The 21229-nt window shown below is 45.0% G+C and carries 24 protein-coding genes, 1 tRNA gene and 1 rRNA gene; 3 read left to right on the forward strand and 23 right to left on the reverse strand.

The features are described 5' to 3' along the window. Positions 1-19 precede the first annotated feature (19 nt). The 9 genes from HF966_RS01300 to HF966_RS01340 all read right to left on the reverse strand — a co-directional run bounded on the left by HF966_RS01300 (position 20) and on the right by HF966_RS01340 (position 7494). A complete protein-coding gene (locus HF966_RS01300; protein ID WP_168675893.1) occupies positions 20-469 on the reverse strand; it encodes a SprT family protein in 450 nt (149 codons plus the stop codon). Continuing rightward, positions 469-1983: an ABC transporter permease/substrate-binding protein gene (locus HF966_RS01305; RefSeq protein WP_168675858.1), complete on the reverse strand. Its 1515-nt coding sequence runs from the start codon at positions 1981-1983 to the stop codon at positions 469-471. The genes HF966_RS01300 and HF966_RS01305 overlap by 1 nt, the downstream gene beginning before the upstream one ends. A gap of 112 nt (positions 1984-2095) precedes the next feature. After that, a complete protein-coding gene (locus tag HF966_RS01310; RefSeq protein ID WP_168675859.1) occupies positions 2096-2575 on the reverse strand; it encodes a GAF domain-containing protein in 480 nt (159 codons plus the stop codon). A gap of 367 nt (positions 2576-2942) precedes the next feature. After that, a complete protein-coding gene (locus HF966_RS01315; protein WP_168675860.1) occupies positions 2943-3191 on the reverse strand; it encodes an acyl carrier protein in 249 nt (82 codons plus the stop codon). A 54-nt stretch (positions 3192-3245) separates the two neighbouring features. Continuing rightward, on the reverse strand, positions 3246-4298 hold the full coding sequence (gene plsX / locus HF966_RS01320; RefSeq protein ID WP_168675861.1) for a phosphate acyltransferase PlsX: 1053 nt from the start codon (positions 4296-4298) through the stop codon (positions 3246-3248). A 129-nt stretch (positions 4299-4427) separates the two neighbouring features. Then, positions 4428-5810 (reverse strand): amino acid permease, encoded by a 1383-nt coding sequence (locus HF966_RS01325; protein WP_168675862.1) that lies wholly within the window; start codon positions 5808-5810, stop codon positions 4428-4430. Positions 5811-6213: 403 nt separating this feature from the next. Continuing rightward, positions 6214-6287: transfer RNA gene (locus tag HF966_RS01330), tRNA-Lys, on the reverse strand. A gap of 156 nt (positions 6288-6443) precedes the next feature. Continuing rightward, positions 6444-7022 carry a DNA-directed RNA polymerase subunit delta gene (gene rpoE / locus HF966_RS01335; protein ID WP_168675863.1) on the reverse strand — a complete coding sequence of 193 codons (579 nt, stop codon included), beginning with the start codon at positions 7020-7022 and terminating at the stop codon, positions 6444-6446. A 25-nt stretch (positions 7023-7047) separates the two neighbouring features. Then, positions 7048-7494, reverse strand: a complete 447-nt coding sequence (locus HF966_RS01340) for a YwiB family protein (protein WP_168675864.1) — start codon at positions 7492-7494, stop codon at positions 7048-7050. A 147-nt stretch (positions 7495-7641) separates the two neighbouring features. On the opposite strand from HF966_RS01340, the gene HF966_RS01345 reads away from it, so the two are divergent. After that, positions 7642-8997: an HD domain-containing protein gene (locus HF966_RS01345; RefSeq protein WP_168675865.1), complete on the forward strand. Its 1356-nt coding sequence runs from the start codon at positions 7642-7644 to the stop codon at positions 8995-8997. Between the two features lie 58 nt (positions 8998-9055). Here HF966_RS01345 and miaA read toward each other — a convergent pair whose 3' ends face one another. Together miaA and HF966_RS01355 are read right to left on the reverse strand one after the other, a co-directional pair. Next, positions 9056-9943 carry a tRNA (adenosine(37)-N6)-dimethylallyltransferase MiaA gene (gene miaA, locus HF966_RS01350; protein ID WP_168675866.1) on the reverse strand — a complete coding sequence of 296 codons (888 nt, stop codon included), beginning with the start codon at positions 9941-9943 and terminating at the stop codon, positions 9056-9058. Further along, entirely contained in the window at positions 9936-10691 is a 756-nt protein-coding gene (locus tag HF966_RS01355) for a glycerophosphodiester phosphodiesterase family protein (protein ID WP_168675867.1), read from the reverse strand. The genes miaA and HF966_RS01355 overlap by 8 nt, the downstream gene beginning before the upstream one ends. 84 nt (positions 10692-10775) lie before the next feature. Between HF966_RS01355 and HF966_RS01360 the strand changes: the two genes are divergently transcribed. Then, the gene (locus tag HF966_RS01360; protein ID WP_168675868.1) at positions 10776-10958 is read left to right on the forward strand and encodes a DUF3042 family protein; all 183 of its coding nucleotides are present in this window, start codon (positions 10776-10778) and stop codon (positions 10956-10958) included. 100 nt (positions 10959-11058) lie between these two features. Here HF966_RS01360 and HF966_RS01365 read toward each other — a convergent pair whose 3' ends face one another. Next, positions 11059-11418 (reverse strand): hypothetical protein, encoded by a 360-nt coding sequence (locus tag HF966_RS01365; protein WP_168675869.1) that lies wholly within the window; start codon positions 11416-11418, stop codon positions 11059-11061. Beyond that, complete coding sequence (locus HF966_RS01370; protein WP_168675870.1) at positions 11402-11797, reverse strand: TetR/AcrR family transcriptional regulator; 396 nt, start codon at positions 11795-11797, stop codon at positions 11402-11404. The genes HF966_RS01365 and HF966_RS01370 overlap by 17 nt, the downstream gene beginning before the upstream one ends. A 120-nt stretch (positions 11798-11917) precedes the next feature. On the opposite strand from HF966_RS01370, the gene HF966_RS01375 reads away from it, so the two are divergent. After that, positions 11918-12487 carry a redoxin domain-containing protein gene (locus tag HF966_RS01375; RefSeq protein WP_168675871.1) on the forward strand — a complete coding sequence of 190 codons (570 nt, stop codon included), beginning with the start codon at positions 11918-11920 and terminating at the stop codon, positions 12485-12487. A 30-nt stretch (positions 12488-12517) separates the two neighbouring features. Here HF966_RS01375 and HF966_RS01380 read toward each other — a convergent pair whose 3' ends face one another. The 10 genes from HF966_RS01380 to rrf all read right to left on the reverse strand — a co-directional run. Further along, positions 12518-13300 carry an alpha/beta fold hydrolase gene (locus HF966_RS01380; protein ID WP_168675872.1) on the reverse strand — a complete coding sequence of 261 codons (783 nt, stop codon included), beginning with the start codon at positions 13298-13300 and terminating at the stop codon, positions 12518-12520. 65 nt (positions 13301-13365) lie between these two features. Next, positions 13366-14775 (reverse strand): dihydrolipoyl dehydrogenase, encoded by a 1410-nt coding sequence (lpdA, locus tag HF966_RS01385; protein ID WP_168675873.1) that lies wholly within the window; start codon positions 14773-14775, stop codon positions 13366-13368. Position 14776: 1 nt separating this feature from the next. After that, complete coding sequence (locus HF966_RS01390; RefSeq protein ID WP_168675874.1) at positions 14777-16078, reverse strand: 2-oxo acid dehydrogenase subunit E2; 1302 nt, start codon at positions 16076-16078, stop codon at positions 14777-14779. Then, positions 16071-17051: an alpha-ketoacid dehydrogenase subunit beta gene (locus HF966_RS01395; RefSeq protein ID WP_168675875.1), complete on the reverse strand. Its 981-nt coding sequence runs from the start codon at positions 17049-17051 to the stop codon at positions 16071-16073. The genes HF966_RS01390 and HF966_RS01395 overlap by 8 nt, the downstream gene beginning before the upstream one ends. A 1-nt stretch (position 17052) precedes the next feature. Further along, positions 17053-18189, reverse strand: a complete 1137-nt coding sequence (locus HF966_RS01400; RefSeq protein ID WP_168675876.1) for a thiamine pyrophosphate-dependent dehydrogenase E1 component subunit alpha — start codon at positions 18187-18189, stop codon at positions 17053-17055. Further along, positions 18182-19192, reverse strand: coding sequence for a lipoate--protein ligase (gene lplA, locus HF966_RS01405; RefSeq protein ID WP_168675877.1), 1011 nt, complete (start codon positions 19190-19192; stop codon positions 18182-18184). The genes HF966_RS01400 and lplA overlap by 8 nt, the downstream gene beginning before the upstream one ends. A gap of 144 nt (positions 19193-19336) precedes the next feature. Further along, a complete protein-coding gene (locus HF966_RS01410; RefSeq protein ID WP_168675878.1) occupies positions 19337-19738 on the reverse strand; it encodes a rhodanese-like domain-containing protein in 402 nt (133 codons plus the stop codon). Positions 19739-19801: 63 nt separating this feature from the next. Then, the gene (locus HF966_RS01415; protein WP_168675879.1) at positions 19802-20515 is read right to left on the reverse strand and encodes an adaptor protein MecA; all 714 of its coding nucleotides are present in this window, start codon (positions 20513-20515) and stop codon (positions 19802-19804) included. Between the two features lie 67 nt (positions 20516-20582). Beyond that, a complete protein-coding gene (gene spx / locus HF966_RS01420) occupies positions 20583-21017 on the reverse strand; it encodes a transcriptional regulator Spx (protein WP_168675880.1) in 435 nt (144 codons plus the stop codon). A gap of 119 nt (positions 21018-21136) precedes the next feature. Further along, positions 21137-21229, reverse strand: a 5S ribosomal RNA gene (gene rrf / locus HF966_RS09000); the annotation flags it as partial.

The raw sequence follows: 21229 nt of genomic DNA on the forward strand, positions 1-21229 counted from the left end.
TTATACCCGAATCAGTGAACTAATTGCGAACTTCACCAATGAATTCTAGACGCGCTTGACATTGCCCACAACGGTATTTTACAACCTGAATCCGGCGTTGTCTGACAATCACGTGACCATTTAAACAGCGATAGGTCCACCGCGGCCTACTTGGCTTGGGTGGCGTCAACCGTGGTGCAAAGCGCGCCCCGCCAACTTGGTTGAGTAATTGCTTAAATGCCTGATCGCTATGGCGATAACCACTGCCGGATAAATGCAGATGATAGTGGACTAATTCATGCTTGATGATGCCATCAAACGCCGGTAAATCGGCCATTTTAGGATTAAATTCTAAATGATGCGTTTGCAACAAATAACGCCCACCGGTCGTTTTTAGCCGTGAATTAAACGTCGCCTGATGCCTAAAAGGTCGCCCAAAAAAGGTTTGCGATAAGGTTTGTACTCGCTGTTGTAATGCTTCTGGTGTCATCATTTTAATAACCCATGGGTCTTTAAAAAGTGTCGCGCAACACTGGCAGCGGATTGATGTTTCACATTCACGGCGTAGTTCATGGCTCGCATGTCATCGTCTGAAATTTGCCCTGCTAATTGATCAATGGCTGCGACAAGCGTTGGGTGCGCAGTGGCAAAATCAGCGCGCATCAAGGCAGCCCCTTGATACACTGGGAAAAAATGCCGATCATCAGTTAGCACCTGCAAATCATATTGTTGAATTTGCGCATCCGTGGTATAAGCATCCACAACCGATACTTGACCATCATGCAGTGCTTGATACCGCAAGGCTGGATCTAAACTCACCGACGGTATTTTAAGCCCATATGTTTTTTCAACGCCTGGCATACCATCTGGGCGATCCAAAAATTCAGCTGTCATACCCGCTTTAAGCTGGGGAACCTTTTTTAAATCACCGATTGTTTTTAAATCATACGTTTGGGCTAGTTTTTTGGTCACAGCTAACCCGTAGGTGTCATTGAATTGCATCGGCTTGGTCAAAACCAAGCCATTTTTCCGTGCCACTTTTTGCGCAGCAACATAGGTGGCTTTCGCGTCAGCGCCGGCAGCAAGTTGTACCGGTGAATTAGCGATTGAGGCAGTGACGGTGCCAGTAAATTCTGGGTAGAGGTCAATTTTTTGATTTTCCAACGCACGATACAGAAACGACGTCCCGCCAAAACTGGGCTTGAGCACCACGCGTGTTTTGGGTTGCGCTTGCGTAATCAAATCTGCATACATATGAATTAAGATGTCTGGCTCAGAACCCAGTTTCCCGGCAATCGTGATTGTTGCAGGTACCTGTTTGCTTGGCAGCATAGGGAGCACACTGCCACCAATAAACAAGGCACTCAAGCCAATCAAGAGACTATTGCGCCAGAAAAGGCGGCGATTGGCCACCCATTGGACACCAAAACTGCCAATCAATGCTAAGAGAGCCGATGCTAACGCCCCAATTAAAATTAAGGCCGTATTGTTGCGATCAATGCCGAGTAAAATAAAATCCCCAAGTCCGCCAGCCCCAATCAACGAAGCTAACGTTGCGGTCCCAATAATCAACACGGTTGCTGTTCGCAACCCAGCAACAATACTTGGTTGTGCCAAAGGTAATTGAATCTTGCGTAAAACTTGATGACGAGATAATCCTAAAGCCCGCCCACCATCTAAGACATCATGCGCGACGCCAGTCAAGCCAAGGTAGGTATTTTGAAAAATAGGTAAGAGCGCGTAGATGACCAACGCAATTAAGGCTGCCGGTGCGCCAATACCAACTAACGGGATTAACAACCCCAAAACGGCTAATGAAGGCAGTGTCTGAAAAATGCCAGTCAGTTGTAATAGCCATTCCGCATATCGCCGGTTTTTTTCCGCCCAAATCGCTAGCGGTATCGCAATGGTTGCTGCAATCACCACCGCCATCACTGTTAATTGGACATGCTGCCAAAGCGCAGCAAGTAGCTGATCATGACGTGTCATGAGAATTTGCCACATACGTATTCACCTTCTATGTACTGTTCAACCCTGTTATTCTACCACGATTGAACATTGGCGCCAAAAAATTGACACCTTAATTTTGAATTTTCATCACGCATCAAGCGTTAAATTATGCGACGTAAGCTAATAACGTCTGGACAAAGTGCGTCAAATCCGCTTGATCTTGTGCCGAAAAGCGGTTCAGTGTCGGTGAATCAATATCCAACACGCCGAGTTTTTTGCCATCAGCGGTCGTAATTGGCACCACAATTTCTGCATTGGAATCTGGATCACAGACAATGTGATTGGCAAACGTGTGGACATCATCAACGACAACAGTTTCTTGGGCACTAAATGCATGCCCAACAACCCCTGCATCTGGTGAAATCAAGGCGACTGCCGGCTTCCCTAAAAAGGGGCCGACAACGAGTTTTTCTTGGGCTTCATCATAGAGGTAAAAGCCAACCCAGTTAATTGCGGGTACATTTTGAAATAGGATTGCTGCTGCGTTCGCATAGTTTGCTAGCGGGAATTGCTGACTGGCTTCCCCTTCAATCCAAGTCGTCAATAATTGTGAAATAAGGGGTGTTGTTGCTTGTACTTCTGACATCGTTTATCCTCCAAAATATCAAGTGCGTCGTCATCATCATTCAAAGTCGAAAAAAGCGTCCCGATACAAATGTTAACATTTGCATCGGGACGCTTTGCGTGGTACCACCCATGTTTGTAGAATCACTCTACTTCAAAAATTCAGATGCAAGTCTTTGACCAACATCAAAATCTTGGAAGCTATCGGTTCCTACCGGTCGCTGAGCTTGCACTAAACGACGTGTTTCATGAGTTCATCTTCACGTTTTAGAAATGGCTGCTTTCACCAAACGCAGCTCGCTAGGCATTTCCTCACCGTTACTCTTCTCAACACATTAAAAATGATTAACTTAAAAGTTAGTATATCTTAATGTGTCGTGCGTGTCAACTTAATTTTGGTGCGCCACAATGTAATCGACTGTTTGTTGCAAAGTTACCAAATCTTCAGCATCTTCATCGGAAATCGTCACATTAAACATGTCTTCAACTTCCAATACCAACTCAACAAAATCAATTGAATCCGCGTCAACATCTGTCAAAAAGTTTAAGTCAGGGGTCACCGCTTCGCGCTTAATATTAAAACGGGTTGCGATTTCATCAGCCATCATGTTATAGATCGCTTCTTTTTCCATAGCCATTCGTCAATCTCCACTATTTTTTCAAACTTTGAATGCTTTCAAGTATACCATATATTAGGCATTAACTTGCGTATTCAGTGCTTCTTTGCCTGCTTGTAATTCTTCTTTATGCGCGTCGATAAAGTTTTGGATGTCAGGGACGAGGCGATGGTCTAACATCGTTTGAATTTGACCCATCGTATTGGCAACCGCTGGGGCTTTGGCTGAACCATGCGTCTTCACTACGGGCGCTTGAACCCCTAAAATCACCGCCCCACCGGCTTCATTATAGTCTAATTGTTTTTGCACTGTTTTAAATGCTGGCTTGAGCAAGGCACCACCAATTTTGCCGCGAAGGCCTGCACCCATAATCGCTGCTTTGATTTGCTTTAGCATCATCAGCGCCGTACCTTCAGTCGCTTTCAATGCGGCGTTGCCGGAGAAGCCATCAGCGACGACAACGTCAGCTGTCCCAGCAAGTAGTTCACGCGCTTCAATGTTGCCCAAGAAATTAAATGAAGGGGCATCTTTCATCAAAAGATGCGCCGTCTTATGCACCTCATCCCCTTTATCTTCTTCCGCACCATTATTCAATAAGCGGACCGTCGGATTGGTAATTCCCAGCACGTGAGAAGCGTAAAAGCTTCCCAAAATGCCATATTGGTAAAGGTGTGCTGGTTTACTTTCAGCATTAGCACCTAAATCCATAAAGACGAATTGGTCATGTTCGCCACCAAAGCTTGGCAAGGCAGTTGCCAAAGCCGGGCGATCAACCCCTTTAATGCGACCGACTAAAAAGATAGCGCTTGAGAGCAATGCCCCCGTATTACCGGCACTAAATAACGCATCAGCGCGACCCGATTTAACAGCCATTGCGGCTTGCACCATCGACGAATCCTTTTTACTTCTCATCGCTTTAACAGGCTCGTCACCCATTTCAATGACCTCAGTTGTTGGCACCAAAGTCAACCGTTCCCAGTTCTTTACCAGTGGCTTGACAGCTGATTCTGTTCCAAAAAGCAAAAATGCTAATTCTGGATAGCGGTCACGTGCAATTTCGACCCCTTTTACAATTTCTAAGGGGGCATAATCGCCACCCATGGCGTCTATTGCAATTGTCTTAGTCATGAATTATTTTATTGGCTGTGGCGCAAGCATCCCACGATTGACGTGGTGCTCGCCCACAGCCTTGCCTCCAAATATTTAATCTGCTTCTATTTTATCATTTATCAGCGCAAAACGCCGAAAATATCATCTTTATTTTTTAGCAGATGGCTTATGCGTGATGAAAAAGACGATGGCCATCACAAAGAGGAAAATAAGTCCGATGAGTAATGGCACGCGTGTCTCTGGATTAATCACCATATAAACTAGCGTCACCAATAACATAAACATGGCAAAATAATTCGTGTACGGTGCCCAAGGCATCTTGAAGGGGTGGTGTTCTAGCATGTGTTGGTTTTCACGCCTAAACTTAATTTGACTGAGTAAAATGACAAACCATGGGACCATACCAGGTAACGTACTTGCTGAATAAACCAAGACAAAGACACTTGAGCTGCCGCGCCAGAATAGTGGCAATAAGGCGTTTAAAATGATCCCCAACAGAATGCCACCAGATATTGCCAACACCGGCAAAGTTGGGACATGGTGCTTAGAGAGCTTCAAGAACTTTGGTGATAATTCTTTGTTTAATGCCAAAGTGTAAAGCATCCGACTTGAACTAAAGATGCCTGAATTCAAAGCTGACATCGCTGCTGTTAACATAACAAAATTGATAATCCCTGCTGCTGCAGTAATGCCAACCCGTGAGAATGTCTCGACAAATGGTGACCCAACCTGATCGAGCTTATTCCAAGGATAGATTGTGATAATCACAAATATGGCACCAATATAGAAGATTAAGATACGCGCCACAATTGATTTGATTGCAGCCACAATGGCATGCTTGGGATTTTGTGTTTCTCCGGCAGTAATCCCGATAATTTCAATGCCTTGATAAGATGTCATGACAATTGACAAGGCAAACATAAAGCCTTTTAATCCACCAGCAAAGAATGGCCCATGCGTCCAAAGATTAGAAAAGCCAACGGGATGCCAATGATTTCCAAACCCAAGTAAAATCACCATCAACCCTAAAATAATCATCAGAATGATTGTGACCACCTTGATCATTGAAAACCAAGATTCCATATTACCATAGGCTTTAACGGTGGCCAGGTTCGCCAACGTCAACGTGACGAGTACGACCACTCCAGTGACCCAACTTGGCACACCCGGGAACCAATAATTCAGATACACACCAACGGCGATCGTTTCTGACACACCCACAGTCAACCATTGAAAAACATTCGCCCAGACCGTTAAATAACCGGCTAATGGATGAATATATTTTGTGGCATAATTTGCAAATGAGCCCACGGCTGGATCAACGAACAGCATTTCTCCTAACGCACGCATCACTAAATACAGCACTAACCCTGCTAATGCGTAAGCAAAAATAACGGAGACACCCGTCCATTTAATGGTGGCAGCAGAACCCATAAATAGGCCAACGCCAATGGTGCCGCCTAAAGCAATCATCTGCATTTGATTCGATGATAAATCGCGATTTAACTCTCTGTTGTGTTTTTCTGACATAACACTCCCTTTTACCTTTCCCTGTCCACGTCGGCATAAAAAAAGCGCCCCTAGAACCTAATCTAGGGGCGCTTTTGCGCGGTACCAACCCAATTTCTAGTCTGTCATCTGACACACTACTTAAAAACAATTGGGATAACGACCAATTATACCGACAATCCTTTCAGTGTGCACTTAATCAGATTATGCTTCAACGGTAGTTGTTCAACTAGCACCTTCATCATTTTCACCAACCATGATGTCTCTATTAAGGTTAACCAGTGTCCGGTCCGTCTCAACGCTTGTATCAATAATACTATGATTCTAATGATTTTGCAAATGATTTTCTGCAGAAAAAAAGCAAGTAACTCAGTTACTTGCTTTTTAATGGAATATCCCAAAGGTCACCTGATAGTTAAATCAGTGCTCCCTCTCGGACTCGAACCGAGGACCTTGGGATTAAAAATCCCCTACTCTAACCAACTGAGTTAAAGGAGCAAACATGCCGTAGCACATTTATATATATTACAGACATTCCAGCAAAAAAGCAACCCCCTAGGCGAAACTTTTTTCATTATGTTTTTAATACCCATGTTATGGGCGTTTATCGGGGGTTAAAGCACAAAAAAATGCCGTCACCGGCATTTTTAATGTTTATTTTTCAATGTCGCCATCACTCAAATCATCAAGATCATTCGTGCCAGCTAATTCAGTCAAATTGTCATCAATTGATTCATCGTCACCAACTGCAATGTCTGTTTCATCATCGTCGTCTTCAACTTCAATTTCAGTATCTGCCACGTCCACTTCTTCTTCAGCAACTTCACCGAAGTCTTCGTCTTCAGGATCATCATCGTTATAATCAATGACATCGTCATCTGCGGCGGCATCAGCAAAGACATTGACCTTCTTTGCTGCCTTTTTGCGCTTTGGTGTGTCATCATCGTCATCAATTTCATGAATTGATTCATCAATGGCATCAACTGGATACCAAGCACGCAAGCCCCATTCATTATTACCTAATGAAATGAATGAACCATCCGTGTTCAGGTCAGTGTAAAATTGTGAGAGACGTGACTGGAACGTCTCCGCATCAACTGCCAAAAAGTCCTGAATTTCTTGAACCAGTGAGCTAAATGGCATAACTGTCTTGTGCTCTGCCAAAATTGCAGTTGCAATTTCAACCAATGCTAATTCTTCTTTTGGGTGATTGCCTAATTGTGTGAGTGCCATAGTGCACGTCCTTTCGAGTTTCTAACTAATTAAGTTTACTAGATTTAGCATGAAATTGCAACCGTAACTCATATTCCCCAATCAGCGCTGCATTGGCGAGTAACTGATAGGCAATGACCGCCTGACCCTGTCCCGTGTGCGCATCAACATCGACTTGCAGCATCGTTGTGTAGGTCGTGAGTTGCATTTGCCCAGCAGGTGTTTGGTAAAAAGCCGGCACATGCTTTTCTGGTCGGAACACAAGCTTGGTCTGGCCATCACCTGAGCGGTGTAAGTGAACTGCTGCTGCTTCAAATTTAAAACGCACTTGTGTTTGTTGCTCGCCAATCGTTTCTGTATAGCGTAAAAATATTTGACCATCTTTCAACAACAATTCACCAGCTGTATCAAAGGCAAACGTTTCAACTTCGCCAGCCTGTGTGATTTTTGTGGTTAATGAAAGTTGCACCGGTTGTTTCTGGGCTTGTGACATAAAATCCTCTTAAATTAGCAGCCGCTCACGATTGATCGTATACTTCAGACAATCATGTCTTTTTCTAGCGATCACTGAGCAGACATCTTTTTCAATCATTTCGTTAATAATCTATTATAATATAAGAAAGGTAAAAAGGGGCAAATGATGTTAACAGAAAAATTGAGCCACGAGAAGGTATTACGTGACCCCATCCACAAATTTATTCATATCCAAGATCGTGTCATTTTGGATTTAATTAATACAACGGAATTTCAGCGATTACGCCGTGTGCAACAGCTTGGCATTACCAGTGCTGTTTTTCATGGCGCCGAACATTCACGTTTTGGTCATTCCGTTGGCGCATATGAAATTGCGCGGCGCATTACCGAACATTTTGACCAATATTACGCCTCGGTGCGTGCAGATGACGGGCTATGGCACCCAGAGGAGCGTTTAGTAACTTTGTCAGCCGCCCTGTTGCACGACATCGGACACGGGGCCTTTTCACATACTTTTGAGCATCTTTTTGGCACTGATCACGAAGCCATGACCCAAGCCATTATCACTGGCGACACCGAGATCCATGCCGTTTTGGCAAGTGTTTCACCAGATTTCCCCAATAAAGTGGCTAGCGTGATTGCTAAAACTTACCATAATCAGCAAGTCGTTCAATTAATTTCGAGCCAGCTCGATGTTGATCGGATGGACTATTTGTTACGTGATGCTTACTTCACCGGCACAAAATATGGTGAGTTCGACATTGACCGTATTCTTCGTACCATGAAGCCGACCCCCAACGGTATTGGATTTGATATTTCTGGGATGCATGCCGTTGAAGATTATGTTGTCAGCCGCTATCAAATGTATCTTCAGGTTTATTTCCATCCAGTATCACGGGGTATGGAAGTACTATTGGAGCATTTATTGCGTCGCGCACAAGAACTTTATCTGGCTGAAACCAGTAAATATTCCGCAACTTTTGGCCCCCTCCTGGCCCCATTATTTAGTGGCGAGCAGTTAAGCACGGCTGACTATTTACGATTAGATGATCATGTATTCATGGCTTATATCGGCATGTGGCGTAATCACCCAGATAAAATTTTATCTGACCTCTCACGGCGATTCCTTGACCGTCGCCCGTTAAAGTCGATTGTCATTGATAATAAAACCGCGCCATTATTAGAAGAACTGGAACAATTAGTCGCTTTTACCGGTTATAACCCAATTTATTACACTGCTAGAAATGACGCGTATGATTTACCATATGATGATTACAAGCCAAATGTGGCAAAACCCCGAACACAAATTGAATTTATCTTAGGCGATGGCACGCATCGAGAATTATCAGATCTTTCACCGCTGGTTGCGGCAATAAAGGGACAAGCTTCATTAGATCAACGTTTCTTTTTTCCAAAAGATATGCTGAGCATTGAACCTGAAGACCTTTTTGCCGATACATTTAAGAAGTTTCGTAGCTATATCCATAATGACGCCTTAACAACACCTAATCCTGAAAGTTAAAAATTGCTCGCCATTCCACGCAATGTAAAATAAAACACCCGATACGCTTTCGGGTGTTTTATTTTACTAGCCAGTCAGCCAACCATTGCGCCATCGTAGTTTCTGCTTGTTCGGCAGCTAACCACTTTAGGCCAGGGATTTGATGTCGTAAATAGGTCAATTGCCGTTTGGCATAACGCCGTGAATCTTGTTGCATCTGTTGTGTGGCATCAGCCAAGGTGATGTCTCCTGTCAAATAAGGAAAATACTCTTTGTAGCCAATGGCTTTACCCGCTTGGATGGTTTCACCCCCAGCAGCTAAAATTCGTGCCACTTCATCAAGTAAGCCTTCAGCAAGCATCTGCTCTGCGCGTGCATTGATTCGCGCATAAAGCACCTCACGTGGCCAATCAATGCCGACGGTCAAGGCCTCATAGGTAGGGCGTGCGATTGGCGTTGTCTGTTTCCCATGGCGCGCGATTTGAATGGCCCGAATCACGCGTTGTTTATTATGTAAATCAACGCGTTGGGCTAATTCCTGCGACGAGGCTTGCAGTTCAGCCACGAGATCAGACAAGGCTTGGTTTTGTAATTGCGCAACTTCGCCGGCATCACTGGCGACATAGTCAAGCGACTGTTCACCAAGTAGGGCCTTCACATAAAAACCTGTCCCACCCGCGATAATTGGGAGTTTCCCGCGAGCTGTAATATCAGCAATTGCCTGGTCTGCGCGTGTAACGAACTCGGCCACTGAAAATGCGGCGGTCATGTCAACGATATCAATTAAATGGTGCGGGACAAGTTGTTGTTCCGCTGGTGAAACTTTGGCGGTGCCGATGTTTAAGGTGCGATAAATTTGCATGGCGTCAGCTGAAATAATTTCCCCGTTAAAGCGCTGCGCCATTTGAATCGCCAAGTCACTTTTCCCCGAGGCCGTTGGCCCAGCAATGACCACGATTTTAGTCATGCGGCTCACCTTGAACTTCCGTCCGAATTTTTGTGGCAAGTGCCACATCATTTGTAATCAAGCCGCGCAAACCAGCTTTAAACACTAAACGCATGTCATCCGCCTTATCGACTGTCCAGACCCGTGTATGCCAAGTTGATCGCCAAAAAATTTTAGGCTTATGCTTGAGTATGCGGATATCGACGTGGACATAATCAAAAACACCACGCCATTTCAGCCAGTAAACTTTATATCCCCCCCATACGGCTAATGCTGCAACATCAGCCGCTGGCGCCAACCGTCGAATGGTCTTTAAAGTCTCCAAGTTAAAACTTTGGTAAATAATCGCATAGCTCGGCTTAAAATCAGCCACCATCGCTAATATTTCGGCTTCAATCCCTGGATAATCTTGGTGATCCGTCTTAATTTCAATCAGCAATGTTTTAGCAAAGTGTTGGTCTTGCAAAAACGTTAAAAACTCCGCAAAGGTTGGAATGGTCACACCAGGCATTTTAGGCGCTTTGTATTGTCCAGCATCCAATGACTTAATTTCAGCCAATGTCAGGTCTTTGACCAAGCCAGTCCCGTTGGTCGTGCGATCGACTGTTTCATCATGTATCACCACAAGATGGCCATCTTTTGTGCGATGCAAATCCATCTCAAGCATATCTGGATTATAGGCCAAGGCTGCTTCAAAAGCTGGCAAGGTATTTTCAGGGGCCACAGCGCAATATCCGCGATGGGCAATAATTTGTGTTTGCTTATTCATAGCCTAATTATACTAAATCCATTTACAAATTACTTAAAATAGTTGATAATAGACTTTAGAAAAACTTAAGAAAAGAGAGTGATTATGAAGTCATTTAAGTCAGGCGTTATCGTTGGAATTATTGGATCAGCCCTTGTAGCAGCAGCTTCAGCTGTTGGGTACCGTCAAACAGTGGTCAAGCCAGCACAAAAGGCTGAAGCACATCACGATGAAGTATCAAAACAAGCCATTCGTCGCAGTATTGCGGCACACCAATCACGCTTTTAAAATCAAACAGCCAATAAATGGGCTGTTTTTTTGTCTGCTTAAACAAAAGGAAATAAGTCATAAAAAAGGATTAGCTGAGCGGCTAATCCTTTTTCGTCATCTAATCACGCGTTGCGATCCAATTGTTAATCTGGTCAACCAATTCTCGTGGTTGTGCGACACCAATCACGATGCGCGTGTAACGTGCATCTTTGAGTTGAATCACAACTGGTTCACTGGTTTGTTTAATATTAAAGAACGTCTCTTCCCCCGCTTTACGAAAAGTCCCCGCCCAATAACCTGGGATTGCTGTGCCGGGCATCCGTAATCCCTTACTTTCCTTTAAAATGCCTGCATCAATTGATGCGCCCACGACATGTGCTTTTGGAACACGGACTGCTTCTTTTAACGCTGCAATTTTTGTCATCCCGATTGGGGTCACGACCAACTGATCTGATGTTAATTCAACTGTGTTTTCCATCTGGTATTTCTCCCTTTAAAATCCCACTTTGGTTCAATATTTGCTGACCTAACTGTGTCAAAACTGTTGTTGCATCTTGCTCGTTGTACCACCCCCGTATCAACGTCTGAACAGCCAAACTCGTTTGGCTGAGTTCTAGTAATGCCACTAAAATCAAACGCCAAGTTAATTCTGACTGCGATTGGTTGGCTAATCCTGCTGACAAACAGGCAATGAACATCCCCTGTTTACTGCCAAATACACGATATAGGCTGCCACGTAACACGCCTGTGGCAGCCACAATATCATCCAACGCAGTGCCGGCGTAACCAAAACGCGCAAAAACCTGGCTCATTTGTAAAATAACGACATCGTGATCAAAGCTTGTTTTTCTTCCCATACCCTGATTATAGTTTTTGTTGACTGATTAGTCAACAAAACTTATGCCTTGCATTTAAGTGGCACAACATTGTATACTAGTGGCAAATTCATAACGACACATTGAAAAAGGAGCAAAAAGATGACAAGCAACTTGATCAACCAACCGTTAACTGACTTTTCTGTCAACGCCTACCATCAGGGTGAATTCACAAAGGTTACCCAACAGGATGCAAAAGGCCATTGGAGCATCTTCTTCTTTTATCCTGCTGATTTCTCGTTTGTATGCCCAACAGAGCTTAGTGATCTAGCCGATCATTATGCTGAATTTCAGGCCCTTTCTGCAGAGATTTATGCTGTCTCTGAAGACAGCGAATTTGTTCATAAAGCGTGGGCGGAGGCGACTGATACCATTGCAAAAGTGCAATATCCCATGCTAGCTGATCCAGCCGGCCACTTGGCCCGCGCCTTTGGTGTCCTAGATGAAACGTCTGGTTGGGCGTACCGCGCAACCTTTATCATTGACCCAGATGGCAACATTCAATCCTACACCATCAATAACACGGGGATTGGTCGTAACGCCGAAGAAATCCTACGAACGTTATCGGCGGCTCAGTTTGTCGCTGAAAACGGTGATCAGGTCTGCCCTGCCAACTGGCACCCTGGCCAAGCTACAATCACACCCAGTGCCGAACTCGTCGGTAAAATTTAAAAAAGCAACGCCCATACGGGCGTTGCTTTTTTAGAGTCGGCTTAAAAACGTCATCACGGCAGCATTAAATGTCGTGGGGTCTTCAATATGCGGGATATGACCCGCTTCAGGCAAAATCACATACTGGCCGTAACGCGTCATTTCCGCTAATAACTTGGCATGATCTGCTGGCCATAACGGCGACTGCCCACCAGCAATGAATAAGTGTGGGATCGTTTCGCGACGGACAACATCTCGCCAATCCTGCAGTGCACTATTTTCCAATAATGGGGCATTTAATTTAAAATCAAAAGGTTGAAAATGTTGCCCAATGGCCCGTTTAATGTCAGCTGACAGCTTTAAGTTGGTTAATTTCGTAGTAGGTAATTGCGCCAAAGCTGCCGGTAAATGTTGCCAATCGGCTCCCAATAGCCCATATGGCCACTCGGTGGTTTGCATCATTTTAGGTATCTGATCTTCAGTAATCACGGCACGAATGGCCGTATCCCCAAATAGGGATAAATACGCCCAAATCGTGCTAGCGCCCATTGAATGCCCCAATAAGATCGGTTGTTTGAGATTTAAGGCTGAGATAATCGCTGCTAAATCCAACCCATGCCGCGATAGCCGCATGCCGTAAGTCACTTGATCACTCTGCCCATGGTTACGACGATCATACGTAATCACTTGATACCCGGCTGCCACAAGCGCTGGGATTTGTGCTGTCCACGTGGCTTGATTACCCGAATAGCCAGCAATTAAAATAATGGGCTGCCCAGCGCCGAAACTTTGGTAGGCTAATTGCACGTCGTCATTTGTCGTAATGTATGCCATAATCCTCCTCAATTAAAATGACGTTGCCAGGTGTGGGCAACGTCATTTGCTGCTGAATTTAGTCTTTAAATATGAATAGGTAACCCATCGGCCAATTCGGCGGTATCCATAATGGCTTCACCCAAGGTTGGGTGTGGGTGGATTGTCAATGAAATATCCTGTGTGGTCAGGCCATTTTCAATGGCCAAAGCCAACTCTGAAATTAAATCCGAAGCACTTGGCCCAACGATTTGCGCCCCTAAGACCGCATTGGTCGTCTTATCGCTAATCAAACGAATGAATCCCGCCGTTTCACCCATTGAAATGGCACGACCATTGGCTGCAAACGGGAATTTAGACACTTTAACGTCGAGTTTGTTAGCTTGGGCTGATTCGGGTGTCTCACCAACGGTTGCCAGCTCGACTTGCGTGTACGCAACGGCCGGTAACCCATAATGCATATCATGGGCTTGCGGGTCGCCAGCGATAGCCGCGGCAGCAATTTTGCCTTGGAAGCTGGCCTTGTGGGCCAGCTGTGGCCCTGCGGTCACATCACCAATCGCATAGATATGTGGTACGCTCGTCTGCATGTCATCGCTAATCTCAATTAGGCCCCGATCTGTGAGCTTCACATCCGTATTATTGAGGCCAAGTGTGTCTGTGTTGGCGCGACGGCCAACCGCCACGAGTAAATAATCCCCCGTAACCGTGTGTTCTTCACCAGCCACCGTGTACGTAAGAGACACCTCATCATCAGTTTGTGTGGCTGACTTGGCTTGTGCGTCAGTGACGATAACGCCACCCTTTTGCTTAAAATCAGCCAAGACGGGACGTGTCATGTCGGCGTCAAATCCATTTAGGGTATGGTCTAGTCCTTCAATGATGGTGACTTGTGTGCCAAGGTTAGCATAGGCGCCGCCTAACTCAGAACCAATGACCCCGCCGCCGACAATGATTAAGCGTTTTGGCACTTCAGGTAAACTTAAGGCACCCGTTGAGTCAATAATGCGACCACCAAATGGCATACTTGGAATGGCAACCGGCCGCGAGCCAGTTGCGATAATGGCGTTGTTGAATTGTAATAATTCATGGCCATCTTCTTGCACCACGTTTAACGTTTCATTATCAGCAAATGTGGCTTCACCGTGGACAATTTCTACCTGATGCTTTTTCAACAACATCGCCACTCCACCTGTGAGCGTGTTGACGACTTGGTTTTGCTTCCAGTCTTGGGTTTTTTGCCAATCTAAGGTCGCGCCATTGGTTGTGAGGCCAAACGGCGTGTCTGCCTGGGCTTCTTGGTAACGATGACCGACATGAATCAGTGCTTTAGATGGAATGCAGCCCACGTTCAAACAAACCCCGCCAATAGCATCACGTTCGATAATGGTCACTTTTTGGCCCAACTCGGCGGCACGAATGGCTACCACATACCCACCAGGCCCAGAGCCAATCACCACTGTATCAATTTCACGTGCTTGTGCGCCAACAACCATCTTACACCTCCATCAACATATACGCTGGATCAGCTAACAACTGCTTCAAATAATTCAAGGCACTTTGGCCTAACATGCCATCAATCAACCGGTGATCATAAGTTAAGGACAGCTTCATATTCTGACCCACCACAATTTCTCCAGCTGCATTCACGATTGGCTCCTTGACAATTGAGCCGAGACCTAGAATCATCACTTCATGCCCATTAATAATCGGTGTAAACCAAGTACCCCGTGCTGAGCCAAGGTTCGAAATTGTCATCGTGCTGCCCTGCATTTGCTTTGGTGAAATTGAGCCATCACGCACAGCATCAGCCAGAGTGGCAATTTCTTTGGCAATTTGGAAAATCGACTTCCGGTCAGCTTGCGCAACCACCGGTACAAATAAACCAGATGGGGCATTGACCGCAATGCCCATGTTCACGTCGTCATGATAGACAATTTCTTGTGTGGTCATATCCAAACTGGCATTAATTTCTGGGAATTTCTTCGCCGTGGCGGCCAACGCTTTGACCACATAAGCCAAGTAAGTCAAATGAATGCCTTGTTCAGCGGCCTGCGCCTTGAACTGTTGACGATGTGCCACCAGTTGACTCACTTCAACACTATCAAAGTTTGTCACGGCCGGAATTGTCGCATTCTGATTGGCCATGGCCTTTGCAACCGCCTTGCGCACTGGCGTCATTGGTTGCCGACCTTCATGTACTGGTGCCGGTGCGACTGGTGGTTGTGGCTTGTTATCTGCAGGCTTTGGTGGCGTTGGCTCGGCTGGTGACGCGCCATTTGCTGGTGCTGCCACAGGTGTCTCAACCGCTTGGAAATTCATCACATCGGCCAAAGTCACATGGCCATGCCGACCAGTGGCGGGTACTTGCGTCAGGTCAATGCCCTTTTCAAACGCCAAATGACGAACCGAAGGCATGGCCAAAACGTGCCCATTCACCGTTTGAACTGTGCTGGTGGCAGGTTCTGGTGTCGGTTGTGTTTGCTCAGGTGCTGGTGCAACCGGTGCAACCTCAGGTGCTGACGCTGTGGTAGTAGTCACTGACGTAGTGTCCCCACTGCCATCCCCATCAAATTCAATCAAGGGATCACCAACTGATACAGTTGTCTCAGCTGGGACAAACAGTTTGGTGACTTTACCGGCATACGGCGACAAAATTTCTTGAATCAGCTTATCATTTTGCACTTCGGCCACGGGATCATCCATGGCCACCGTATCACCGACTTTCACTAACCAAGCCGTGATATCACCTTCCGCCATCCCTTCACCAATATCTGGCATTTTAAAAATCTCAGTCATAATTCACAACCTCCGTCACTTTAGCCACAACGTCGTCTGCTTTAATCATCCAATCATTCTCTGCTTGGCCAAATGGATAAACAGAATCTGGCGCCGCTACCCGACCGATTGGCGCTTTCAAATCTAAAATAAAGCGCTCAGCAATTTCACTCATGACATTGGCACCAATACCAGCCATGCGTTGAGCTTCTTGGACAACAACCACGCGCCCCGTCTTTTTAACCGTGGCACCAATGCTTGCAATATCTAGCGGCGAAACGGTTCGTAAATCTAGGACTTCGGCTGAAATATTGTCTTTTGCTAGGGCTTCCGCCGCCTTCAGTGCGACTGGTACCCCGCCACCGTAGGAAATGATTGACACATCAGTCCCCTCACGCGCAATTGCGGCCTGATCAAGTGGCGTCGTGTAGTAACCTTCTGGCACCTCGCCCTTTAATGAACGATAAAGGTGCAGATTTTCCAAAAAGACAACGGGATCATTGGATTCAATCGCACTCAGTAACAGGCCTTTGGCGTCTGCTGGGTTAGCTGGCATGACAACGCGAATACCAGGAATCTGAGCCACCATGCCTTCCAAATTATCCGCATGCATCTCTGGTGTTTTCGTGCCACCACCATAAGGGGAGCGCACCACAATTGGCATTTGGCGTGTCCCGCCAAAACGGAAGCGATTGCGCGCCATTTGACCAGCAATAGAATCCATTACTTCAAACACAAAACCAAAGAATTGTATTTCCATGACTGGCCGATAATTTTGGGTGGTTAAGCCAATAGCAAGTCCACCAATACCCGACTCAGCTAACGGCGTGTTGAAGACACGATCTTCGCCATACTTTGCCTGTAAGCCGTCAGTTGCACGGAAGACACCACCATTTTTACCCACATCTTCACCAAAAATGAGGACGTTGTCATCTTGACCAAGTGCGAGATCCATCGCCTCGCGAACAGCATCAATATAACTTTTAACAGCCATCTTACTTCCCCTCACTTTCAAACTTTTCGATTTGCTCCGTCATGGCATAACTTGGCACTGCCAACGTATTTTTAATAAAATCAGAAATTTTTTGCTTTGGCACGTTATCCGCAATTTTAATTTGTTCATCAATTAGAGCATTGACTTCGGCAATATAAGCCGCTTCCTTTTCCTCATCCCAAATGCCTTGGTCGGTCATAAACTTGCGCATTCGGATAAGTGGTTCCTTTTGCCACCAAGTATCAATCTCATCTTGTGTCCGGTAGCGTAATGGATCATCACCTGCTGTTGAATGGGGTTCCAACCGGTCTGTCAATGTCTCAATCAACACAGGGCCTTTGCCTGACGCTGCCCATTGCCGAGCTTCTTTAGCCGCCAAATACATTGCAATTGGATCATTCCCGTCTACCACGAGACTTGGCACACCTGCCGCCCAGCCTTTGGCCGCCAAATGCGGTGCTGCGGTTTGTAAGCCACGCGGCGTTGAAATCGCATAGCCATTATTTTGAATGAAGAAAACAGCGTTGGCATGGTAGGCACCAGCAAAGTTCACACCTTCATAAAAGTCGCCTTGTGATGACCCACCATCACCAGTATAAGCATACGCAACCGCATCTTTTTGTCGCTTCTTAAGGCCAAGACCAATCCCAGCTGCTTCAACGTATTGCGCACCAATAATAATTTGTGGCATCCAAGCGTTGACTGGTTGCTCATCTGCCGTTGTGAATACATTCCCTAAAACATGGCCGCGCGACCATAAGATGGCTTTCCAGATAGGCCAGCCCTTCACAATAATTTGTGGAATATCGCGATAGCCTGGCATGAGCCAATCCTCATCATTAAAAGCATAAGATGAAGCCATTTGTGAGGCTTCTTGACCGGCAGTTGGTGCAAAGAACCCAAAACGGCCTTGCTTTGCGAGTTTGGTTGACCGAATATCTAACTGCCGACTCAACAACATCCGCTGCATAATTTGCACCAAATCCTCAGATGATAGGTTTGCCCGTTCTAAACCAGCTTGGTCCATAATTTCACCGGCCTGGTTTAAAATCTGCAACGTTGGAAACGTCTCATCTTGTAAGGTTAATTGCCCACTAAAGTTTAAAATTTTTTCATTTGTTACTGTGATATCAGACATGTGTTTCTACCTCATCTTTCTGAAAAAATACTGCCAATAGTTCATCGATAGTAATACTACCAAAGTATTGTCCGTCTTGGTTAGCTAATAGTACCTTTGCCACCGCAGGTTTGGTAAACGGTAACCCAATAAATTGCGCTTTTATTTCACGCCAATCGCGTACACCCAAGAAATCACCGATAAAATCAATATCCGTGATATTGCCGTCCACGACATCAACATTCACATCGATACTGCCGCCATCGTATTTGGCATGGTTATGATACATAAAGTCTGGGCTTTGCCCATAATTCCATGACCATTGTGAGAATTGTTGATCGCGCAGCGCTAAAATGGCCGCCTTTTGCGCATCCGTTAACTGGTATTCACCATCCCGCCCTTCATTAGTCAGATAATAACTTAACTGTGCGATAAACGCCTCAATGGTCAATGCATCTGGCGCATAATCTTTAATATTCCCAACGCGGGCGCGAACTGATTTCGCGGCTTTTGAAATAAACTTTTCATCCGCCACATTTAACGATCGCACCATCGCGTCCACATCGGTATCCCACAACAAAGTACCATGATGCATTAAATACCCCCCCGCGTAACGTTGGGCATTGCCGGAAACTTTTTTACCATCAATTTCCAAGTCATTACGACCTGAAATTTTGACATCAATCCCGACTGCTGCTAACGCGTCCGCCATCGGCTGCACAAACTGATGAAAATCAACGCGCGCACTACTAGCCACTGGTACAAAAAAAGTAAAGCAAATATTTCCTAAATCATGATAAACCGCGCCACCACCAGAAACGCGACGGACCACTTGCACATCGTTTTCAGACACATAGTCGGCATTTACTTCGGAAAATGTATTTTGATTTTCTCCGACAATAATTGCCCGCTTATTTTGCCAGAGCGCAAAAACCGGTTCGACAGGTTTTAGATTTTTTAATAACCAGGCGTCCATTGCAATATTTGTGTAGGCATCATGATTAAAGTAGTTAATGTATTGCATGATTTTCTCCTTTTGTAACCGCTTACATCTATTATTATACGCTTGTTTACTGAAAATTAAAGGCCATTTTCAGCCCTAACAGACATGAAAATAAAAAAAGGTTGTTGCACAATTAATGTACAACAACCTTTTGAGATAAGCAATTTATTTGGTCTTTTTCCCAGTATATTGCGCAAAGCCACCACGCAGAATATAGATGCGCTCTTTTTGATACCCTTGCTTCTTCAATGTCTTACTTACCCGAATCACATCACGTAGCCGTTCGTCATATAAGAAGATATCACGGTCTTGACGTAAACCAGATTTCCCCTGTGAAAAGTTCATCGCTGGGATGTTCCGGGCCCCCATAATATGTGAGCGCTTATAAGCCGCTGACTCACGAACATCAATAATTTGCGCGTTTTCATTGGCAATTTTGTTTGCAAATGCTTCAGGTTTCAATAACGTTCCCGTCATCTTAGCCGATAATATGACCCATAACCAGCCACCAAAGGCAATTAAAATCCAAACAATAATGACAATTAAAACAGTTCCTACTAAATTCATTGTTTACCTCTTCCAATCAAGTCAATGGTTCTATTATATCAAAAAAACGCGTCACCGCGTTGTTTAGAATAGTTTGTTGATCTGCGCCAAAGCATTGCGACTCATAACTAACTCACCATGCTCGCGTAAGACATCATTTTTCACAGCTGTCTCTTGAGCGTATTCGATAATCATCGCTTTTTGATCCTTCATCATCTCATGACTCATCTCGTCTTGCGCATAATGCAAGGTTAAATAGAATTCAGCGCCATAACGGTACAAATCTGACGCGACATCTTGTCGATTGCTTAACTGTGCAATGGGAATGATCGTTTCAAATGTTGGTAACTTAACCGTCAATAAATTATCAACTGGTTGCTTATTTTTTTGATGTTTGAAGGCATCAGTCTGATCTTTGTTGTCCGTTGGCACAACCTCTTGCCCATCATCGGACTGTCGTAACGCAGCGCGTCGTTCATCCGAGACATCATCGCCATCGTCCGCCTTATTTTTTGCATAAGACATCAAGTTATTAATAATATCGCCAACTTGATTATCTTCATCTAGACGTGAAATAAAAAGTTCGAGGCCATTTCGGTTGGGTAAAATTTGAAAGGTGACTTGATCATCTTCATCAAAGTCATGGTTAACATCTACTTCAGATAGAATACTATAAAAGAAAGATTCAATTTTGTCATGATTGCCAAGCAATTCCATAATTGAAATCCCACGATCCTTCAGGTCGTTATTTTCGATCATCACGCGAATCGTATTCTCGTTGATACGTTCCATTTCCATAGTGGAGCACCACCTTTCTCAAAAATAGTGTTAATGACTGGTCGATAAACAAAAAAGACTGACGCGTTCAGCCTTCTTCAACCACTAAATCTTTTGCTTCTTCTGCAAAGTCGGCTTTAAACGTTGCGCGAATCAGTTCACGCTGCCGAACTTCACGCGGCAAAAAGCGGCGAATTTCATCGTCATTGTAACCAATTTGCATACGCTTATCATCAAGAATAATTGGCCGTTTTAATAACGAAGGATAGGTGACAACTAACTCAATTAACTTATTAATTGAAATGTCATCTAAATTTAAGTCCAACTCAGAAAACACTTTCGATCGTGTCGAAATCAACTCTTCGGTACCATCTTCAGTTAGCCTTAACATAGCCTTCACTTCATCTGGGCGTAATGGTTCTTTACTCAAATTACGCTCGGTATAAGGCAGGTGATGTTCAACTAACCATTGTTTTGCTTTACGACAAGAGGTGCAACTCGGAGACGAGTAAAGTGTAACCATAAAATGTTGCCCTCCTTGAAATATACTAAGTCTATTATATCAAAAATATTAACGAAAGTACATGACAATAAAAACGGAAAAATAAAAAAGCACCCTTCTCAGAGTACTTCCTATGTACGGCACCGCGTCTTCCTATCCTCGCAGCCAGCGATCCGGCAACTACTTTCGGCGTGATAGAGCTTAACTTCTGTGTTCGGAATGGGAACAGGTGT

The sequence above is a fragment of the Leuconostoc holzapfelii genome, assembly GCF_012396485.1.
In the GTDB taxonomy this organism is placed as follows: Bacteria; Bacillota; Bacilli; order Lactobacillales; family Lactobacillaceae; genus Leuconostoc; species Leuconostoc holzapfelii.